This window comes from Porphyromonas loveana, assembly GCF_003096695.1.
Lineage (GTDB): Bacteria > Bacteroidota > Bacteroidia > Bacteroidales > Porphyromonadaceae > Porphyromonas > Porphyromonas loveana.
The window spans coordinates 54,038-71,964 of the sequence record NZ_QEKY01000009.1 but is presented as its reverse complement, the minus strand read 5'-3'; the positions used below and the strand labels follow the sequence as shown (position 1 = coordinate 71,964).

Sequence of the window (17,927 nt, the reverse complement as noted above, 5' to 3'; positions counted from 1 at the left end):
ATGTCTGCCAAGAAGAAAGCTCGAGGCCATGTCCGCACGTTGCTGCACTCCGTTTCTGTGCTGGTTAATTTCGCTATCACGTCTGCCTACTTGCTGTCCGTCCTCTCCGTATATATTTCTCCCGATGCATTCGTTCTGCCCGCTTTCTTCGGGCTGGCCTTTCCGTTCCTGTTGGCTGCCCAGATCGGTATGGTCGGTTATTGGATACTGCGCACGCGTGTGGTGTGGATTATCGGCAATGCACTCCTCTTGCTTATTACGTGGGGCACGATCGACAGCTACACCCCGCTTCATCGCAAAGTACGCGAATCCGCTATTCCGGATGAGCGTATCAAAGTCATGACCTATAATGTCAAGGCTTTTGACTTTAAAGCGCACAGCCGTCAGCAACCCAATCCCATTCTCAAGTATATCAAGGGGTGCGGTGCCGACATTATCTGCCTTCAGGAAGCGAGGCTCAGTCGTGGGAAAAAAGACGGTTATGTCAGTCGGGAAACCTTCCGTCGCTATCTGCCCGAATATCCCCATATCGATGTCACCTATGCCCGCGGACAAGATGGAGGGAGCTGTCTGATACTCCTGTCCAAGTTTCCGATCGTCGAGACCGAACGAATCGCCTATGAATCACTTTTCAACGGCTCTGTAGCCTATACGCTCATGATACGGGACAAACGTGTTCTTGTCGTCAACAACCACTTGGAAAGCTTCCGTATGACCATGGCCGATGGTGAGGACTATATGAAGATGGCACGCGATGGAGAAGCTACTGCCCTCAGTCGTCAGATGACGGCCAAGATGGGGCCGGCCTATGCCCTGCGGGCTGTGCAGGCCGATTCCGTCAGTCGCTACATCAGCCGATCCGAAACAGAGCATATCATTGTCTGCGGCGACTTCAACGATACCCCCGTCTCCTATGCACACCATCATATCGGGCAAGGACTGAGGGATGCTTATGCCGATACGGGTTACGGCCCCGGCTTTACATTCAATCACCGTGTATATAAGGTTCGTATCGACCATATATTTTACTCTCCCACCTTTTTAGCCTACAATTGTACTGTCGATCGCACCATCCGCGCCTCCGATCATTATCCTGTCTGGTGCTATCTCGTCGCGCAATAGAATGGATGGGTAGGGAACCTCGCTAAGAGGAGGGTCTATCAAAAAAGAAATGAACCTCAAAAGTTGAACAAAAACTTTTGAGGTTCATTTCTTTTTTGGCCCTCTTGACTTTAATTTTCAGGGAGGAGATGGGGCGCAATCCATTTGGCGAGGAGCTGCTCATCAAGGGGAGCTTCCTCCACGAAGATGGGATCCATGTGCATCAGGAGGTTCCATTCCTCCCTGCCGCCTCTCCTGTAAATAACCGCCTCGCCATCTTCCGATCCTTGGAAATCCCGATCCACTTCATATCCACGCTTTGTGAGTAAGTGTGCGATCTGCTCATAGACCTGCTCGCGTTGAGAGATGTAGTCGCAAAGGTCTTCGTTGTCCACGGAATAGGCATCGACGCGGGTAATGCCGCTCACAAGGCCTTGGTTAGGCTGGTTGAGATTGGGTATTTCACGCCAGAAGATGTCCACCCTTCTGCTATCGGTAAATATGAATCGGGACAGTGGCAGACGATTCCCATTATAGTCTATTTCCATATAGTCAGGCAATTTTCCCGCTTCAATGGATTCATCGACGAAGAGTTCTCCGTCTTCCATCTTCGTCTGCATCTCATAGCTCGGTACGGAACGGAAGCAGTGACGACCATGCTCTATGTGCTCGAACAAGGCTACCGGAGTCTCGTCCTGATTTTGCACGAAAATTAATAGGAGCATAACGCTTTCTGTATGATGGATTATACACTTTCTGTATGCTCTCTGACAGCGAACGGAACGATGCAACGATATGATAGCATTCCGTCTAAGTTGATAGTAAAACAGTCCTCAGCAGAGAAAAGTTGAACAACTAAGATATGAAAATCAGCACATTAACGAAAGAATAATAGTTTATTGTGCTTGCAATTATTATATTTGCAATAAACAATCAAGCGTATGGAAACAACGGCAATGATCAATCCCTTTGTCATCGGCAGGTACGTAGCCGATCGCTATTTCTGTGACCGAGAGGAAGAGACCTCTTTCTTGATCAAGCAAATCAGGAACGGGCGCAATGTAGCTCTCATCTCTCCCCGACGCATGGGAAAGACCGGACTCATCCGCCACTGCTACCGGCAGGAGGCATTCGACGAGCATTATCATACCTTCTTTGTCGATATCTATGCCACGACTTCGTTGGCAGAGTTTGTCTATCTCCTCGGCAAGACCATTTATGAAGAGCTCAAGCCGAAGAAAACGGCCTGGACAGAGCAGTTCTTTAAGATCATCTCCTCCCTCCGCATCGGCTTCAAGCTCAATGCCATCACAGGAGAGCCGAGCTTCGACATCGGGCTGGGCGATATACAAGCACCTCAGACGACGCTGGACGAGATATTTGCCTATCTCGAAGCGGCCGACAAGCCTTGTCTCGTGGCGATTGACGAATTCCAGCAGATAGGGACGTATGAGGAAAAGAATGTGGAGGCACTGCTGCGTACCAAGATCCAACAGTGCAAGAATACGATGTTTATCTTCGCAGGAAGCAAACAGCAGATGATGAACAATATGTTCAACTCCTCTTCCAAGCCCTTCTACCAAAGCGCTATCAGCATGGGATTAGATCCCATTCCGATGCCGATATATACGGCCTTTGCCGTGCGTCTGTTTGAAGAACGAGATAAGACGGTGGAGCGGGCATTGGTGGAACGGGTGTACGGGACGTTCGGAGGCTGTACGTGGTTTGTGCAGATGATGATGAACGAACTGTTTGCGCTGACGTCTCTCGGCGGAAACTGTGGGATGGAAAGTTTCGAGACGGCATGGAAGAATATTATCCAAACGCAGGAAAGCAGTTATAAATACCTATTGGCTCAATTGGCTCCGAGGCAAAAGCTCGTCCTCCAAGCCATTGCCAAGGAGGCGGTAGCGCAAGGCATCACCTCTTCTGCTTTTATCACGAAATACAATTTATCCTCGGCCAGCTCGGTGCAGTCCGCCATCAAAGCCCTCCTGAAGCATGATATGATCGCACAGGAAGAAGACGGCTATCGCGTGTACGACTACTTTTTTTCCGATTGGTTGGCACGGGAGTACTAAGAAAGCGAGGGGCTGACTTGTCAAAACTATGGATAGAAGGTATAAAGGAGACGAATGTTTTTATGCAGCTTACTTTGTTCAGAAGGATAAGCTCCGATCACTTATTGCTACCCATGAAGACTTGCTCATCCGTATTCAAGTATGGGAAAAAGATGCGCGGAAGTATTTTTGGCCGACTTATTACATTGAAGTATCGGTTATTGATCTTCTTTCATGGGTTACCCATTCGCTTTACCGGTATGCAACAGGGGAGGAAGAGGGCATGCGACGCAAATATTACGATGCTGTCGAATGTTTGGAAGTATTATGTGATAAATTTGAGATCAATAATTACAAGCTTGTCGATTATAGTGCCTTCCGTCCGTTGCGCCATGTCTTGAGTGAGGAGGATGAGTATTTGGACGATGATCAAATAGCACAATATATAAGCGAAGGATTTCGTAAAATAGACTTAGATCTCATCAATTACGCTGAACGAGGCAATGCTCCTGCTTGTTGGAAGCTTATAAAAGAAGGCGCAAATCCCAATATCGATCCCATAGATGGACTTGAAAGGGGTGTTGCGATAGATATTGTGGACTATTCACCCTCATTTTATTGTTTTTTCTTGGATAATTTCGTCCAAAAAGGTATATACCCTAATATGGGATGTGTCGATATGCTCGCAGACCTTTATAAAACTGCAATGACAGATTATATCGGCGACATACTCAAATATAAAGCCTAAACTTCTCTTTCAAAAGAGAGACCGTGCCATAATGCTGGATTATGACACGGTCTTGGAAAACCTCCGTAAAGGTCGTTTATACTGTCAGGGGAATTGACGGGATGCTTTTTACATCATGCCGCCCATTCCGCCCATGCCTCCGGGCATAGCCGGAACAGCGGGAGTATCCTCTTTCTTGTCTGCGATCACGCATTCGGTCGTCAGGAACATACCGGCGATAGAAGCGGCATTTTCCAGCGCCACACGCGTTACCTTGGCTGGGTCGATGACACCGGTCTTATAGAGGTTCTCGAATACATCCGTGCGGGCGTTGTATCCGAAGTCATCCTTACCTTCCTTCACCCGTTGTACCACGACAGCACCTTCCTTACCGGCGTTGGCCACGATCTGACGGAGAGGCTCTTCGATGGCGCGCTTCACGATTTCGATACCCGTCGTCTCATCTTCATTCTCGCCCTTGAGTCCTTCCAATGCTGCGATGGCGCGGATGTAAGCCGTACCACCACCGGGTACAGTACCTTCTTCGATGGCTGCACGCGTAGCGCTCAGTGCATCGTCCACACGGTCTTTCTTCTCCTTCATTTCTACCTCGCTGGCAGCACCTACATAGAGGACAGCCACACCTCCGGCCAATTTGGCCAGACGCTCTTGGAGCTTCTCACGATCGTAGTCGCTGGTCGTATTCTCGATCTGCGCCTTGATCTGCGTGATGCGTGATGCGATGGCGTCTTTGTTGCCGGCACCATTGACGATCGTAGTATTGTCCTTGTCCACGGTCACCTTCTCGGCTGTTCCCAGCATATCCATCGTAGCGTTTTCGAGCTTCAGACCCGTCTCTTCGCTGATCACCGTACCGCCCGTGAGGATGGCAATGTCTTCGAGCATCGCTTTGCGACGGTCACCGAATCCCGGAGCCTTTACGGCACAGATCTTGAGGCTGCCGCGCAGACGGTTTACCACCAATGTTGCCAGTGCTTCACTGTCGATGTCCTCTGCAATGATGAGGAGGGGCTTGCCAGTCTGTACAGTCTGTTCGAGGATGGGAAGCATTTCCTTGAGTACCGAGATCTTCTTGTCGTAGATCAGGATGAAGGGGTTCTCCATCTGTACTTCCATCTTGTCCGTATTGGTCACGAAGTAAGGAGAGATGTAGCCACGGTCGAACTGCATACCTTCTACCACTTCTACCGTCGTGTCGGTACCCTTAGCTTCTTCTACCGTGATAACGCCTTCTTTCTTCACCTTGCGCATAGCTTCAGCGATTAGGCTGCCGATGTTTTCGTCACCGTTGGCAGAGATCTTGGCCACGTGCTCGATCTTTTGGAAGTCATCGCCCACTTCCTGAGCCATGCCGGCGATGTGGTTCACTACAGCCTTCACTGCCTTGTCGATACCACGCTTCAGATCCATCGGATTGGCACCGGCGGTAACGTTCTTGAGTCCTACTCCGATGATGCTCTGTGCCAAGATGGTGGCAGTGGTCGTACCGTCACCGGCATCGTCGTTGGTCTTAGAAGCCACTTCCTTGACGAGCTGTGCACCCATGTTTTCGAAAGGGCATTCCAACTCTACTTCCTTGGCTACGCTCACACCGTCTTTCGTGATGTGAGGAGCACCATAGGTCTTGCTGAGGATCACGTTGCGACCCTTCGGCCCGAGTGTCACCTTCACAGCATTTGCCAATGCGTCCACGCCCTTCTTCAGAAGATCACGTGACTCCATATCGAATTTGATTTCTTTTGCCATAGTCGTTATGTCTTTTTGTTTGATTCTTGTTTGTGTTGATTAGATGATGGCCAATACATCGTTTTGGCGCATGATGATATACTTCTCGCCTTCCAGCTCCAATTCTGTGCCGGCATACTTGCCGTAGAGGACTGTGTCGCCTGCTTTGAGTACCATCTCTTCGTCCTTGGTACCGTTCCCTATGGCTATCACTTCACCCTTGAGAGGCTTTTCCTTGGCCGAATCGGGGATGATGATACCACTCACTGTTTTTTCTTCTGCTGCAGCCGGCTTCACGAGAACGCGGTCTGCCAATGGTTTGATGTTCATTGCTTCTGTTGTTTGATATTGTTAGTTACGTTTCTTCTTTATAAAAGGATGTCCCTTTTGCAACATCCGTAATACTATTGGCAATAGGTGTACCAATGTGTGTTTTCTGACTGAATAGCATTAGACAAAGCTGCCTTCGCTGTCATTATGACAGAAAAGCCGAGCGTGAAAGCCGAAAATGGCAGGAAATAAAGACAGTTGTGTCGCGGACTACTGATGACCTCCCCCATAGTCGGCATAGAGGCTGAGCGCCGTCTCGCATTGTTCTTCGACGGGGAGTAGGGCGTTGATCCAATGGATGCGGAAGCCGCGACGCTCCATGCCACGGAACCAAGTCATCTGCCGCTTGGCAAACTGATGAATGGCCGTTTCGAGTCTGGTGAACATGGTCTGGTAGTCCGTCTGCCTCGTAATATAGAGGGTGACGTATTTGTATTCGAGACCATAATAGATAAGGTCCTCGGCGGGGATGCCGCTGTCAAGCAGTCCTCTGACCTCGTCGAGCATGCCTTCTTGCAGACGGGCATGCAGTCTGTCGGTAATTCGCCGTCTGCGGGTGTCGCGATCAAGGTCGAGACCGATTATCAAGCTGTCGATCGGTGCAAACTCGGTTTGCTCGGCAGGTTGTCGGCTGATGAAGTCCGCTATTTCTATCGCACGTATGGCGCGCTGAGCCGAGTCCACATCGGTCTTATTGTGGAGAGGACCATAGCCGGCCAAGATCGTCGTCAGCTCTGCGAGGGTCTTGCCTTGTTGGGAAGCGCGAAGCGATGGATTGGGGGGGACGTCGGGGAGGTGGTAGCCTTTGAGCACCGCCTCAATATACATACCCGTACCGCCACAGAGCACAGGCTCCATGCCGCGGCGAGTGATGTCCTCGTAGGCACGGTGGAAGTCGTGCTGATAGGCGAAGAGATTGTATTTGTCACCGGCTGGTCTGATATCAATCAGGTGGTAAGGAATCGTTATTCCTCCCACCTGATAATCGGCCAGGTCTTTGCCTGTGCCTATGTCCATGCCGCAGTAGATCTGCCGCGAATCGGCGCTGATAATCTCGGTGCCTAAGCGGAGTGCGAGGCTAACTGCCAGACGCGTTTTGCCACAAGCCGTGGGCCCGAGGATGGTGATCATCCGCGATCTTTGAGGATGACGTCGTGTGCACCGCCTTCTACGATACTGGTGCTGCTCACGAGAGTGATCTTGGCTTTCTGTTGTAGCTCGGGGATGGTGACCACACCACAGCTGCTCATCGTCGCCTTGATCTTGCCGAGCGTCGTCGTCAGGTTGTCTTTCATCTTACCGGCATAGGGCACATAGCTGTCCACACCTTCTTCGAACTTCAGACTCTCGCTGCCGCCACTGTCGTAGCGCTGCCAGTTTTGGGCGCGGTTGGAGCCTTCGCCCCAGTATTCTTTCACGATGTTGTTGCCGATTTTCATCTTGCGTGTGGGCGACTCGTCGAAACGGGCGAAGTAGCGTCCCATCATCAAGAAGTCCGCCCCCATAGCCAGTGCCAACACCATGTGATAGTCGTGTACCAAACCGCCGTCACTACAGATGGGGATGTAGGAACCTGTGCGTTTGTAGTATTCGTCACGTGCCTTGGCCACATCTATGACAGCTGTTGCCTGGCCGCGTCCGATACCTTTCTGTTCGCGGGTGATACAGATCGAACCGCCACCGATGCCGACCTTGATGAAGTCGGCTCCCGCATCGGCGAGATAGTTGAAGCCTTCTTGGTCCACTACATTACCGGCTCCTACGGGCAGCGTGTCGCCGTAGTGCTCTTTGATCCAGCGGATCGTATTGCCCTGCCACTCGGAATAGCCGTCTGATGAGTCAATGCAGATAACGTCCACGCCGGCTTCTACCAGTGCCGGGACGCGCTCGGCATAGTCGCGCGTGTTGATGCCGGCTCCGACCAGAAGGGTCTTATTGGTATAGTTCGAGAGTTCGAGCGGATTGTTCTTATGGCTGTCATAGTCCTTGCGGAAGACGAAGTACTGAAGATGCTGGTTTTCGTCGATGATCGGCAGGGTGTTGAGCTTATTGTTCCAGATGATGTCGTTGGCCTCGCTCAGCGTGATGCCGACTTTGCCCACTGTCAGACGCTCGAAAGGCGTCATGAACTCCTGCACCAAGCGTGACGGAGAGTCCGTGCTCACGCGATAGTCTCTGCTGGTCACAATGCCCATGAGGCGACCGTTGGGCGTGCCGTCGTGGGTGATACCTATATTATTATGGCCGGTTCTCTTCACAAGGGCGAGCACATCCGCCAGTGTATTGTCCGGTCGGAGGTTGGAGTCGCTGGTGACAAAGCCTGCTTTGAACTTCTTTACGCGACGCACCATCTCGGCCTGACTCTCGATGCTCTGCGATCCGAAGATGAACGAGAGTCCGCCATTGCGTGCCAGCTCGATGGCCAAGGTGTCATTGGACACGGATTGCATGATGGCAGAAACAAAGGGGATATTCAGTCTGATGCGGGGATCTTCGCCTCGTTTGTGCTTGACGAGCGGAGTCTGTAGCGAGATGTTCTGAGGAGAGCATTGCGCTGTCGTAAGGCCGGGAATAAGCAGGTATTCGCCGAACGTTCTGGAAACTTCATTGATGAAGACTGCCATGTCTGAGTAGTGTTTGTATTGAAACTCTGAAATTTCCGGCCAAATTTAGTTCGTTTTTCCCAAATAGCCAATCTTTTGCTTGCTGTGCACATTTTCTGCTTGTCGTCTATGGCCGAAAGCCTCGAAAAGGGTTGGAAACAGCGCCGTTGATGAACAAAGAGCAGAAAAAGCATTTTTCTGTTGAAAAACTGCGAACAAAACGCAGAAAAATCGTTTTTCAACCAAAAAACCGACGACAAAGACTCAAAAAACGATTTTTCGGCTCTTTGTCGACGATTTTTTGCACAAAAAATCATTTTTCGGCTCTTTGTCGACGCGTGACGACTGAAAAAACGATTTTTTGACTCTTTGTCGAGAGTTTTTCATCTGCCGGAGACTGGATAGACTCATTGTTTACACTTGAGGTTTCGAAAACTCGTTTTTGAGCCCTATGTTAAGCTTTGACAACTTGCCGATAATTCAGTGAGCTCATTTCATTTTCTTTTTCTTTACATAGTGATTGGTTCTTCTTATGCCGCTATTACTATACCATATTTCTTTCCCTCTGAATGTGACAATGATTGATACCTCAATGCTCAAATCTAGCTCTTTTTTGTTGTATAGTTTATGGGAAGTTTATACTCGCTGCTATAGAAAAGATCAATGCCACGAAACAGCCTACCGACATTATCAATATGGACTATCTATAAAATTTCAAGTGAGCCCTGGCATCCGCAGCTTTTGCAAGGGGTTTTTGGCGCGTTATTACTACCTTTGCGACATTGTAACATTCCGGAATAAGGACTAAGACACACTATAATCATCAAATGGCAAAAGAACTGAAAGAGCTGACACCGCGTAGCGAAAGCTATACGCAGTGGTATCAAGACTTGGTGATCAAAGCCGACTTGGCTGAGAATTCCGCTGTGCGCGGCTGTATGGTTATCAAGCCCTATGGCTATGCAATATGGGAGAAGATGCAACGACAGTTGGACGATATGTTCAAGGAAACCGGTCACATGAATGCATACTTCCCGCTTTTTATCCCTAAGAGTTTTCTCAGTCGCGAAGCTGACCACGTGGAGGGCTTCGCAAAAGAATGTGCCGTCGTGACGCACTATCGTCTCAAAGCTAATCCTGACGGCGACGGGGTGGTCGTGGATCCGCAGGCCAAGCTCGAAGAAGAACTGATCGTGCGACCGACGTCGGAGACGATCATCTGGAATACTTATAAGAACTGGATCCAAAGCCACCGCGACCTCCCCATCCTCTGTAATCAATGGGCCAATGTGGTGCGCTGGGAGATGCGCACGCGTCTATTCCTGCGTACGGCCGAATTTCTCTGGCAGGAAGGTCATACTGCGCATGCCACCAAGGACGAGGCCGAAGAGGAAGCTCGTCGCATGCTGGACGTATATGCCACCTTTGCGGAGGAATATATGGCCATGCCTGTGGTGCGCGGGGTGAAGTCTGCCAATGAGCGATTTGCCGGAGCTGTGGACACCTATACCATCGAAGCGCTGATGCAGGACGGCAAGGCGCTGCAGAGCGGTACGTCGCACTTCCTCGGACAGAACTTCGCCAAGGCTTTCAACGTGACCTTTGCCGACAAGGACGGCAATCGTGACTACGTGTGGGCGACATCGTGGGGCGTTTCTACTCGTCTGATGGGTGCTCTCATCATGACACACTCAGACGATAATGGATTGGTGCTGCCTCCGAAGTTGGCTCCTTTCCAAGTGGTAATTGTACCGATCTATCGAAACGAAGAGCAGTTGGCTCAGATCGACGAGAAGGCTCAGCAGATCATCGCCGCACTTCGCGCCAAGGGCATTTCGGTCAAGTACGACAATAGCGACAACAAGAAGCCGGGATGGAAGTTTGCCGAGTACGAACTCAAGGGCGTACCTGTACGTTTGGCCATGGGTGCTCGTGATCTGGAGAACAATACCGTCGAGGTGGCTCGTCGCGATACACTGACGAAGGAGACCCTCTCTCTTGACAATATAGAGAATACGGTGGCCGATCTGTTGGACGACATCCAGAAAAATATCTTCCGGAAGGCGCTGAATTATCGTCAAGAGCATACGATCACGGTGGACACGTACGAAGAATTCAAGGAGAAGATAGAGGAGGGTGGATTCATTCTGGCTCACTGGGACGGAACGCCCGAAACCGAGGAGCGAATCAAAGCTGAAACCAAGGCGACCATCCGCTGCATTCCTCTCGCAGGTGATACGACTCCCGGCGTTTGTATGGTGACGGGCAAGCCGTCGGTACAAAGGGTGTTGTTCGCGCGAGCCTATTAAGTTAGTTGTGTCATAAAGCATAAAGGGCGAACTGTTGCGTTGCTATCGAGATTCGGGTTCGGTCATATACTTTAGTATACTCCCTCCCCCTCGCTCTCAGCGCCCAGACTGTATCCCTTTCTGACACAGCTATTAGAAAAGGATGAAAAAACAAAGTTGTAGTTCGCCCTTTCTAACGCAACCATACAAAAATGAAAAAACAATGCAAGAAGATATCCAACTATACGACGACGCTGCTTCGGTAGCATATGTGCGCAACTACATTCCGCAGGAATTGAAAGAGAAGTTGAGCGATGACGACATCGTCTATATCGTCGATCTGATCTATGACTTCTACGAAAGTCGCGGCTATATGGACATGGCCGAGGACAGCGATGAGGTGGTAGAAGTGGACGAAGACGAGTTGGTGGAATATGTAGTCCAAAATGCCAAGCGAGATGAGGTGGGACTCTTCACTCCGGAGGAAATCCGCTTTGTCGTACAAGGCGAGCTGGAATACTGCGAGAGCATCAATCTCTTCGAGGACTGATCCTGCAGCATGGGCAAGAATAAGTTGGCGAAGTTTGCCGAGATGGAGACGTTGCCACACGTCTTCCAATATCCTTTTGCCGTCTTACAATCGGCCGGAGGCTTCCCTTTGCGGGGGCGCTGGCATGCGGACTTCTTCCGCAACGATCGGCCGATCGTGATCGAATTAGGTTGCGGCAGGGGAGAATACACGGTGGGGTTGGGCAAGCGCTTTCCGGAGAAGAACTTCATCGGCATCGACATCAAAGGAGCCCGCATGTGGGCAGGTGCCAAGGAGTCGCACGAGACAGGCATGAGCAATGTAGCTTTCTTGCGTACCGACATTGAGCTGCTGGATCGTTTCTTCAGCGAGGGAGAGGTGGCCGAGATCTGGATCACTTTTCCCGATCCGCAGATGAAGAAGGTGAGCAAACGCCTGACGGGTTCGCGCTTTCTCTCATTGTACAACCGCGTGCTCAGCCCGGGCGGGCGCATCCATCTCAAAACAGACAGCCCATTCCTCTACACCTATACAAAAGCCTTGGTGGAGCTGAATGCACTTCCCGTGCATGAGATAACCGCTGACCTCTATGGCAATGGGGTAGAGAACGAAATACTCGGTATCAAAACCTATTACGAACAACAATGGTTGGAGCGGGGGCTGACGATCAAGTACATCAGCTTCGATCCTTGCGAACCGCAGGGAGGCTACCAAGAGCCGGATATTGAGATCGAGCCGGACAGCTATCGCAGCTACAATCGGTCCCGACACAGCGGAGCCGCCCCATCCGAATAAAAAACAATCATCATGGCATACGTAACATTATACCCGAAGCTCATCCTCGACGTCCTGAGCAAGGTGCGCTATCCCGGTACAGGTAAAGACTTGGTCTCCGCCGGAATGGTGGAGGACGACATCAGGATAGACGGCAACAAGGTGTCATTCTCCCTGATATTCGATAAAGCAAACGACCCCTTTATCAAATCGGTGGTCAAGGCGGCCGAGTCGGCCATCCTCACCTACATCAGTGAGGATGTGGATATCAAGGGTAATATCTCGGTCAAGAGCAAGCAGGCGATACCTGCTGCTCCGGCCAAACTCCTACCCGGTGTGAAGAACATCATCGCCGTCTTCTCCGGTAAGGGAGGCGTAGGTAAGAGTACGGTGACTGCCAATCTGGCCGTGTCGTTGGCGAAGGCCGGCTATCGCGTGGGCTTGTTGGATGCGGATATATTCGGTCCGTCCATGCCCAAGATGTTCCATTGCGAAGAGGCGCGTCCGGTGTTGGAAGAGATCGACGGGCGCGAGCTCATCGTTCCGGAGGAGGTGATGGGGGTGAAGATTCTCTCCATCGGTTTCTTTGTGGACCCTAACGACGCAGTCCTCTGGCGCGGAAGCATGGCGGGGAATGCGCTGACGCAGCTGATCCGCGATGCCCATTGGGGCGAGCTGGATTATTTCCTCATCGATATGCCACCGGGAACGAGCGATATTCATTTGACATTGGTGCAGACGTTGGCCATTACGGGTGCTGTAGTCGTAACGACACCGCAGGAAGTGGCGTTGGCCGATGCACGTAAGGGTATCAGCATGTTCGTGGGAGACAAGATCAATGTACCCATCCTCGGCTTGGTGGAGAACATGTCTTGGTTTACGCCGGCAGAACTTCCTCAGAATAAATACTATATCTTTGGACGTGATGGAGGCAAGAATCTGGCAGAGGAGCTCCATATTCCTTTGTTGGGTCAGATTCCATTGGTACAGAGTATTTGCGAGAGCGGAGACGAAGGTATCCCGTCCGCCGTGCGTGAAGATTCGATGACGGGCATCGCTTTCCGCGAACTGGCCGCTCGGGTCATCGAGCAGGTGGACTATCGCAACGAGCATCTCGACCCCACGAAGGTTGTCGAGGTGAATCATCGCTAATAGAAAGAAATAAGGAGAAGCAAAAGGGAACAAGCAGCAGATCGGTCTGTCGCTCGCTCTGCGAGGAGCGGGAGGAACGTCCGGGCAACGCAGAGCACCGTCCTTCCTAACGGGAAGCTATCCGCGAGGGTAGAGATACGTAGAAGAAAATAACCGCCGCTGACCGCGCTTCGGCTGCGGACGGGGGTAAGGGTGAGAAGGTAGCGTAAGAGACTACCGGATGCAACGGTGACGTTGCATGCCGTACGACTGACGGGTTGTAAGATCATGTACACCGGCGCAGTAGGGTGGCTCGCCCGATGCCGGGGGGTAGATCGCTGGAGCTTTTGCGGTGACGCACAGCCAAGATAAATGACAGACGCTCCGTCCACGTGTGGAGGTGAGTACAGAACCCGGCTTATAGATCTGCTGCTTTTCTTTTGTTTGCTGCTCTGTGGGAAATCCGCGGGCAGCTTTTTTTTACATCCCCTAACGCAATAAAGCGATCGTTTATGAAAGAAAGCATCGACAAGAACGGGAAGAAGAGGAACAACGACAGAGGTTTCTGGCAGGTGTGGAGCATCAAGGTCCATCGGATGATTCGTTTCGTCACAAACGATATGTGGCGCCTCACGGACGAAGATGTATCGGGTCCCCGGTGGGTGACGATCAATGCCATGAAGTCGGTTTTTCTGTCCGTTCGTTATTTCGACCAGAATGATCTGGCGACGAAAGCCTCCGCACTGACTTACCGCACGGTTATTTCGATCGTGCCGATGTTGGCTGTACTGATCGGTATCGCCAAAGGATTCGGATTGCAGCAGTATGTGCGTGACTGGCTCAAGGAATACCTGCCGAGCCATCAGGCGGAGTTCGATCAAGCCTTCGGCTATGTGGAGAACTATCTCATGCAGGTGCAGGGAGGTCTTTTTGTTGGTGTCGGACTTATTGTGTTGCTGTATACTGTCTTCGCCCTGATCGCTGATGTAGAAGATACTTTCGTGAGCATCTGGCAGACGCAGAAGAGGCGCCCTTGGAAGCGCAGGATCATCGATTATACGGGGGCTTTCTTTCTGATGCCTGTTTTCATGATAGCATCGAGTGGTCTGACGTTGATGATGACCACCGTGCAGGGAACTTACTTCAGCGAATACATCTTCTTCGGTCCCATCCTGAGTCTGATCCTCAATCTGGTACCGTATGTCACGATCGTCTTGCTGTTTACGGGTATGTATATGGCGCTGCCGACCGTGCGGGTGCACTTCCTGCCGGCGTTCATAGCGGGCACGCTCTCGGGTATCGTCTTCCAGATTTTCCAAGCGCTCTATATGAGTGGAATCCTTTGGATATCCAAGTATAACGCCATCTATGGTAGTTTTGCTGTAGTGCCGTTGTTGTTGCTGTGGATCCAGCTCTCGTGGACGATCATTCTCTTCGGGGCGCAGCTGAGCTTCTCGATCCAGAACGTCCGCAAGTTTGCTTTCGAGAAAGACACCTCCAAAGTATCGCGCCGCTATATGGACTTTATTACCATAGTGGTGGCTTCCCTCATTGTCAAGCGGTTTGTGTCCGACGAACGTAAGCCGCGCACCATCGACTCTTTGGCGATGGAGAGCAAAGCCCCGATACGCCTCGTCGCCGATGCCGTCCACCGGCTTCAGAGCGTGGGCGTGGTGATGGAGGTAAATTATGCTCCGGATACAAAGATCGAGTACTTCAGTCCGGCGATGGATCCCGACAAATTGACCGTAGGCTTGGTATTGGACAAGATTGACCGGTGCGGCAGCGAGTCGTTCAAGGTCGATCGGGCAGCGCAATTCTTCTCCCAATGGAAACTGACGGAAGCAACGCGCAGCGGCCATTTCCTGCCACCGGCAGATACGTTGCTACGGGATTTGTAAACAGATTTCGGCTTGCAGAGATGGCAAATACAGTAGGGGCTATGGCAATAATGCCATAGCCCCTTTTTATGTGTCGTCGCTTCGGTAGATTAGTGCTTGAGATGCTTGGCGAAGAATCCGAGCATGGCACGATACAGCTCCATCGAGTTCTCCTCGCGATGGAAACCGTGACCTTCATTGTACTTCACCATATAAGGCACTTCAAATCCGCGAGTACGGAGAGCAGTCACGATCTGATCCGACTCGTTGATGTTTACGCGCGGGTCGTTGGCGCCCTGAACGACGAACAACGGTTTTTTGATCTTGTCGATCTGGAACACGGGAGAAACCTCCTTTGCAATGGCTGCTTCCTCGGGGTTGTCGAGATCGTACCAGATTTCTTTCACCAGTTCCTTATAGGGCTTCCAATACTCGGGGAACGAATCGAAGAACGTATAGATATTGGATACGCCCACGTAATCAACACCGCAAGCATAGAGATCGGGCGTTTTCACCAGCCCCATGAGCGTGGCATATCCGCCGTGGCTCGCTCCATAGATGGCGATGCGGTCAGAGTCCACCCATCCCTGACTGATGGCGTAGCGCACACCGTCTTCCACGTCGTCCATCGCCTTGCGACCGATCTGCTTGAATCCGGCGCGGAGGAATTCCTTCCCGTATCCGCCGGAGATGCGGAAGTTGACTTGCAGGGTAGCGTAACCTCTGCTGGCGAAGAGCTGTGTCTCAGGATTGAATCCCCATGAATCGCGAATACCTTGGGGACCTCCGTGCGGATTGACGATGAGTGGCACTTTCTCTCCGTTGAGTGCAGCCTTGGGGAGGGTAATGTATCCGTGGATGGTGAGGCCGTCGCGGCTGCGGAATGTAATCGGGCGCATTTCGGCCATGTCCTCTTCGTGCAACTGCGGCATGAGGTCATAGAGAAGGGAGAACTTCTTCGTGCCGGCATCATATTGATAGTAAGTACCTACGATACGGTCGCTGTGCACGATTATTAAGAAGGTCGTTTCGTTGTCGTCATAGTCCACCACGGCAACTTCTTTGCCCGGGAACTCCTTCTGCATCCGCTCGTGCAAATCCTTGAAGGTCGCACTCAGCGGCACGAGGACGGACTTATCACCTTCGTAGGCTACGTAGTCCAATTCGTAGTTGCGCTTGCGAGAAAGGTGCAGACTGCTCACGTCGTAATCGTCGTGGGCGAAAACTTCGCGCACGATTTGGTTCTTGGCAAAGTCGTAGAGGACAATGCGCGTCTTGTCACTGTCGATATTGGTGAGGACATAGGCTTCGTCCTTGTTGGCGGAAGCATAGTTGAATGAGAGGAGAGAGAATGTGTCGTCCCAGCGCATCTTGCGAACGAGGCTAAATAGCCCCGTTGAGCGGTCTTTATAATAGAGTTCTGACTCCACGCCGTTCACCAGGCGTGAATAGCCACGCAGCTCGCCATCCTTGTCGAACTCATATTCCTGTATCGGATTGGCTGCATCCTTATTCTCATAGAGGAGTGTCAGCTCGCCCGTCACCACGTTGAGGCGATACGGCTCGAAGATTTGCGGATTGTTCTTGTTCATCGAGATAATCATGATGTCCTTTTGGTCCTTCAGGATTCTGTCGATGGAGGCGCGCACGCCGTCGAAGGGTGTGAGGTCGCGGCTGTTACTTCCGTCGATATTGGCCACGTATATGTGGTAGTTCTCGTTGCCTCCGCGGTCCATGGAGTAGAAAAGACGCTCATCATTGATCCATCCATATCCCTTGATAAGCTCTTCTTTCTCCTCGATGGCGCGTCGCACGACGCCGGTGCTCAGTTCCTTCACATAGACATGCTGTTTGCCTGCTTCGTCCTTTTCTTTGTAGGAGAGATAGCGTCCGTTCGGGCTCAGTTGGAAGCTCGATGCCTTGGGCTTGGCAAAATAGTCTTCTACCTTGTACTTATACGTGCCTTTGTCCCATGCTTCCAGAGCGCGTAGCTCCTCTGGGGTGCTGGGCAGCGCAGTATTGCCCGGTAGTGAGGCGCTGAAGCGACGTAGCGTGAGCGGTAGCTTAAGTCCCATCTGCTCCACTTCGCCCACTATGCTATCGCCTGCAAGCGTACCGCTGTAGGAGAATTGGATAGCTGCAACGCTGAGCGAAAGTCGCCCGTCCTCGAACGTGGTCTTCTCCACGGGCACATCCGTTGCGCCCTGCATGGGCACGTCCATCGTAGTTTTGAGGTTGTTGTCTTCGCCTGTGATGTGGAAGATAAGCTCCAACTTCAGGTTGGCCTGGGGAATGTCGAGGGTACCTTTCCAGTCACCGACGGGTGTTTGTCCTTGTACTGTCATACCGACAAAGGTAAGGACGCTTGCCAAGAATAATTTCAGTTTCATTGTTCTTTTCTTACTTTTTGATTAGATACTGTGCTTGTTTCTTATTAATTCTTTTTAGGGTCAGATTGTTTGCTCTGTGCGCGTCAAGTTTCGGCACGCTGATGCGGCTCTTCCTATCTTTAGTGCTTACGTCCGTAGCGATGCGATGCCGAGCGGGTATTGCCGACGGCCTGTCGTGCTGTGTGGTGCAAGACTTCGTAGGGGCGATCTCATACTTTCTCTCGTCGTTGCTGCTGCTCGTCTTTCGTTCCCGATAGCGCTCTGCCATAGACTGCAATCCTATCGGCCATACCTGCACATTAGGCGTAAGGTATGGAGGGGGAGGGCGTTTTTATTGCATCCCCGATGAGGGATGCACATTTTTCATC

The 17,927-nt window shown here is 51.4% G+C and carries 14 protein-coding genes and 1 other RNA gene; 9 read left to right on the top strand and 6 right to left on the bottom strand.

Annotated features, from left to right (window positions below):
- The gene (locus C7382_RS06535) at nt 1-1,122 is read left to right on the top strand and encodes an endonuclease/exonuclease/phosphatase family protein (protein ID WP_116679489.1); all 1,122 of its coding nucleotides are present in this window, start codon (nt 1-3) and stop codon (nt 1,120-1,122) included.
- Nucleotides 1,123-1,232: 110 nt separating this feature from the next.
- Here the strand turns inward: C7382_RS06535 and C7382_RS06530 are convergent, their stop codons facing one another.
- Nucleotides 1,233-1,826 (bottom strand): hypothetical protein, encoded by a 594-nt coding sequence (locus C7382_RS06530; RefSeq protein WP_207772720.1) that lies wholly within the window; start codon nt 1,824-1,826, stop codon nt 1,233-1,235.
- Nucleotides 1,827-2,042: 216 nt separating this feature from the next.
- Between C7382_RS06530 and C7382_RS06525 the strand changes: the two genes are divergently transcribed.
- Together C7382_RS06525 and C7382_RS06520 are read left to right on the top strand one after the other, a co-directional pair.
- Nucleotides 2,043-3,182 (top strand): AAA family ATPase, encoded by a 1,140-nt coding sequence (locus C7382_RS06525; RefSeq protein WP_116679488.1) that lies wholly within the window; start codon nt 2,043-2,045, stop codon nt 3,180-3,182.
- 28 nt (nt 3,183-3,210) lie between these two features.
- Nucleotides 3,211-3,909, top strand: coding sequence for a hypothetical protein (locus C7382_RS06520; RefSeq protein WP_116679487.1), 699 nt, complete (start codon nt 3,211-3,213; stop codon nt 3,907-3,909).
- 108 nt (nt 3,910-4,017) lie between these two features.
- On the opposite strand, the gene groL is transcribed toward C7382_RS06520, so the two are convergent.
- The 4 genes from groL to C7382_RS06500 all read right to left on the bottom strand — a co-directional run bounded on the left by groL (nt 4,018) and on the right by C7382_RS06500 (nt 8,588).
- Complete coding sequence (gene groL, locus C7382_RS06515) at nt 4,018-5,655, bottom strand: chaperonin GroEL (protein ID WP_116679486.1); 1,638 nt, start codon at nt 5,653-5,655, stop codon at nt 4,018-4,020.
- Between the two features lie 39 nt (nt 5,656-5,694).
- Nucleotides 5,695-5,964, bottom strand: a complete 270-nt coding sequence (locus C7382_RS06510) for a co-chaperone GroES (RefSeq protein WP_116679485.1) — start codon at nt 5,962-5,964, stop codon at nt 5,695-5,697.
- A 210-nt stretch (nt 5,965-6,174) separates the two neighbouring features.
- Nucleotides 6,175-7,095, bottom strand: a complete 921-nt coding sequence (miaA, locus tag C7382_RS06505; RefSeq protein WP_116679484.1) for a tRNA (adenosine(37)-N6)-dimethylallyltransferase MiaA — start codon at nt 7,093-7,095, stop codon at nt 6,175-6,177.
- On the bottom strand, nt 7,092-8,588 hold the full coding sequence (locus tag C7382_RS06500; RefSeq protein ID WP_116679483.1) for an IMP dehydrogenase: 1,497 nt from the start codon (nt 8,586-8,588) through the stop codon (nt 7,092-7,094). Before C7382_RS06500 ends, miaA begins: the two co-directional genes overlap by 4 nt.
- An 806-nt stretch (nt 8,589-9,394) precedes the next feature.
- Between C7382_RS06500 and proS the strand changes: the two genes are divergently transcribed.
- The 6 genes from proS (at nt 9,395) to C7382_RS06470 (ending at nt 15,190) form a co-directional block, all read left to right on the top strand.
- Entirely contained in the window at nt 9,395-10,876 is a 1,482-nt protein-coding gene (proS, locus tag C7382_RS06495; RefSeq protein ID WP_116679482.1) for a proline--tRNA ligase, read from the top strand.
- A gap of 202 nt (nt 10,877-11,078) precedes the next feature.
- Nucleotides 11,079-11,405, top strand: coding sequence for a hypothetical protein (locus C7382_RS06490; RefSeq protein WP_116679481.1), 327 nt, complete (start codon nt 11,079-11,081; stop codon nt 11,403-11,405).
- Nucleotides 11,406-11,414: 9 nt separating this feature from the next.
- Nucleotides 11,415-12,179, top strand: a complete 765-nt coding sequence (trmB, locus tag C7382_RS06485; RefSeq protein WP_116679480.1) for a tRNA (guanosine(46)-N7)-methyltransferase TrmB — start codon at nt 11,415-11,417, stop codon at nt 12,177-12,179.
- 12 nt (nt 12,180-12,191) lie between these two features.
- Nucleotides 12,192-13,310: an Mrp/NBP35 family ATP-binding protein gene (locus C7382_RS06480; RefSeq protein WP_116679479.1), complete on the top strand. Its 1,119-nt coding sequence runs from the start codon at nt 12,192-12,194 to the stop codon at nt 13,308-13,310.
- Nucleotides 13,311-13,343: 33 nt separating this feature from the next.
- Nucleotides 13,344-13,726: RNase P RNA component class A (gene rnpB / locus C7382_RS06475), an RNA gene on the top strand.
- A gap of 75 nt (nt 13,727-13,801) precedes the next feature.
- A complete protein-coding gene (locus tag C7382_RS06470) occupies nt 13,802-15,190 on the top strand; it encodes a YihY/virulence factor BrkB family protein (RefSeq protein WP_116679478.1) in 1,389 nt (462 codons plus the stop codon).
- Between the two features lie 89 nt (nt 15,191-15,279).
- Here C7382_RS06470 and C7382_RS06465 read toward each other — a convergent pair whose 3' ends face one another.
- Nucleotides 15,280-17,559, bottom strand: a complete 2,280-nt coding sequence (locus C7382_RS06465) for a S9 family peptidase (protein ID WP_116679477.1) — start codon at nt 17,557-17,559, stop codon at nt 15,280-15,282.
- Nucleotides 17,560-17,927 lie beyond the last annotated feature (368 nt).

Coding starts and splice junctions, on each gene's coding strand:
- C7382_RS06535 (WP_116679489.1), top strand. CDS start 1: ATGTCTGCCAAGAAGAAAGCTCGAGGCCATGTCCGCACGTTGCTGCAC.
- C7382_RS06530 (WP_207772720.1), bottom strand. CDS start 1,826: ATGCTCCTATTAATTTTCGTGCAAAATCAGGACGAGACTCCGGTAGCC.
- C7382_RS06525 (WP_116679488.1), top strand. CDS start 2,043: ATGGAAACAACGGCAATGATCAATCCCTTTGTCATCGGCAGGTACGTA.
- C7382_RS06520 (WP_116679487.1), top strand. CDS start 3,211: ATGGATAGAAGGTATAAAGGAGACGAATGTTTTTATGCAGCTTACTTT.
- groL (WP_116679486.1), bottom strand. CDS start 5,655: ATGGCAAAAGAAATCAAATTCGATATGGAGTCACGTGATCTTCTGAAG.
- C7382_RS06510 (WP_116679485.1), bottom strand. CDS start 5,964: ATGAACATCAAACCATTGGCAGACCGCGTTCTCGTGAAGCCGGCTGCA.
- miaA (WP_116679484.1), bottom strand. CDS start 7,095: ATGATCACCATCCTCGGGCCCACGGCTTGTGGCAAAACGCGTCTGGCA.
- C7382_RS06500 (WP_116679483.1), bottom strand. CDS start 8,588: ATGGCAGTCTTCATCAATGAAGTTTCCAGAACGTTCGGCGAATACCTG.
- proS (WP_116679482.1), top strand. CDS start 9,395: ATGGCAAAAGAACTGAAAGAGCTGACACCGCGTAGCGAAAGCTATACG.
- C7382_RS06490 (WP_116679481.1), top strand. CDS start 11,079: ATGCAAGAAGATATCCAACTATACGACGACGCTGCTTCGGTAGCATAT.
- trmB (WP_116679480.1), top strand. CDS start 11,415: ATGGGCAAGAATAAGTTGGCGAAGTTTGCCGAGATGGAGACGTTGCCA.
- C7382_RS06480 (WP_116679479.1), top strand. CDS start 12,192: ATGGCATACGTAACATTATACCCGAAGCTCATCCTCGACGTCCTGAGC.
- C7382_RS06470 (WP_116679478.1), top strand. CDS start 13,802: ATGAAAGAAAGCATCGACAAGAACGGGAAGAAGAGGAACAACGACAGA.
- C7382_RS06465 (WP_116679477.1), bottom strand. CDS start 17,559: ATGAAACTGAAATTATTCTTGGCAAGCGTCCTTACCTTTGTCGGTATG.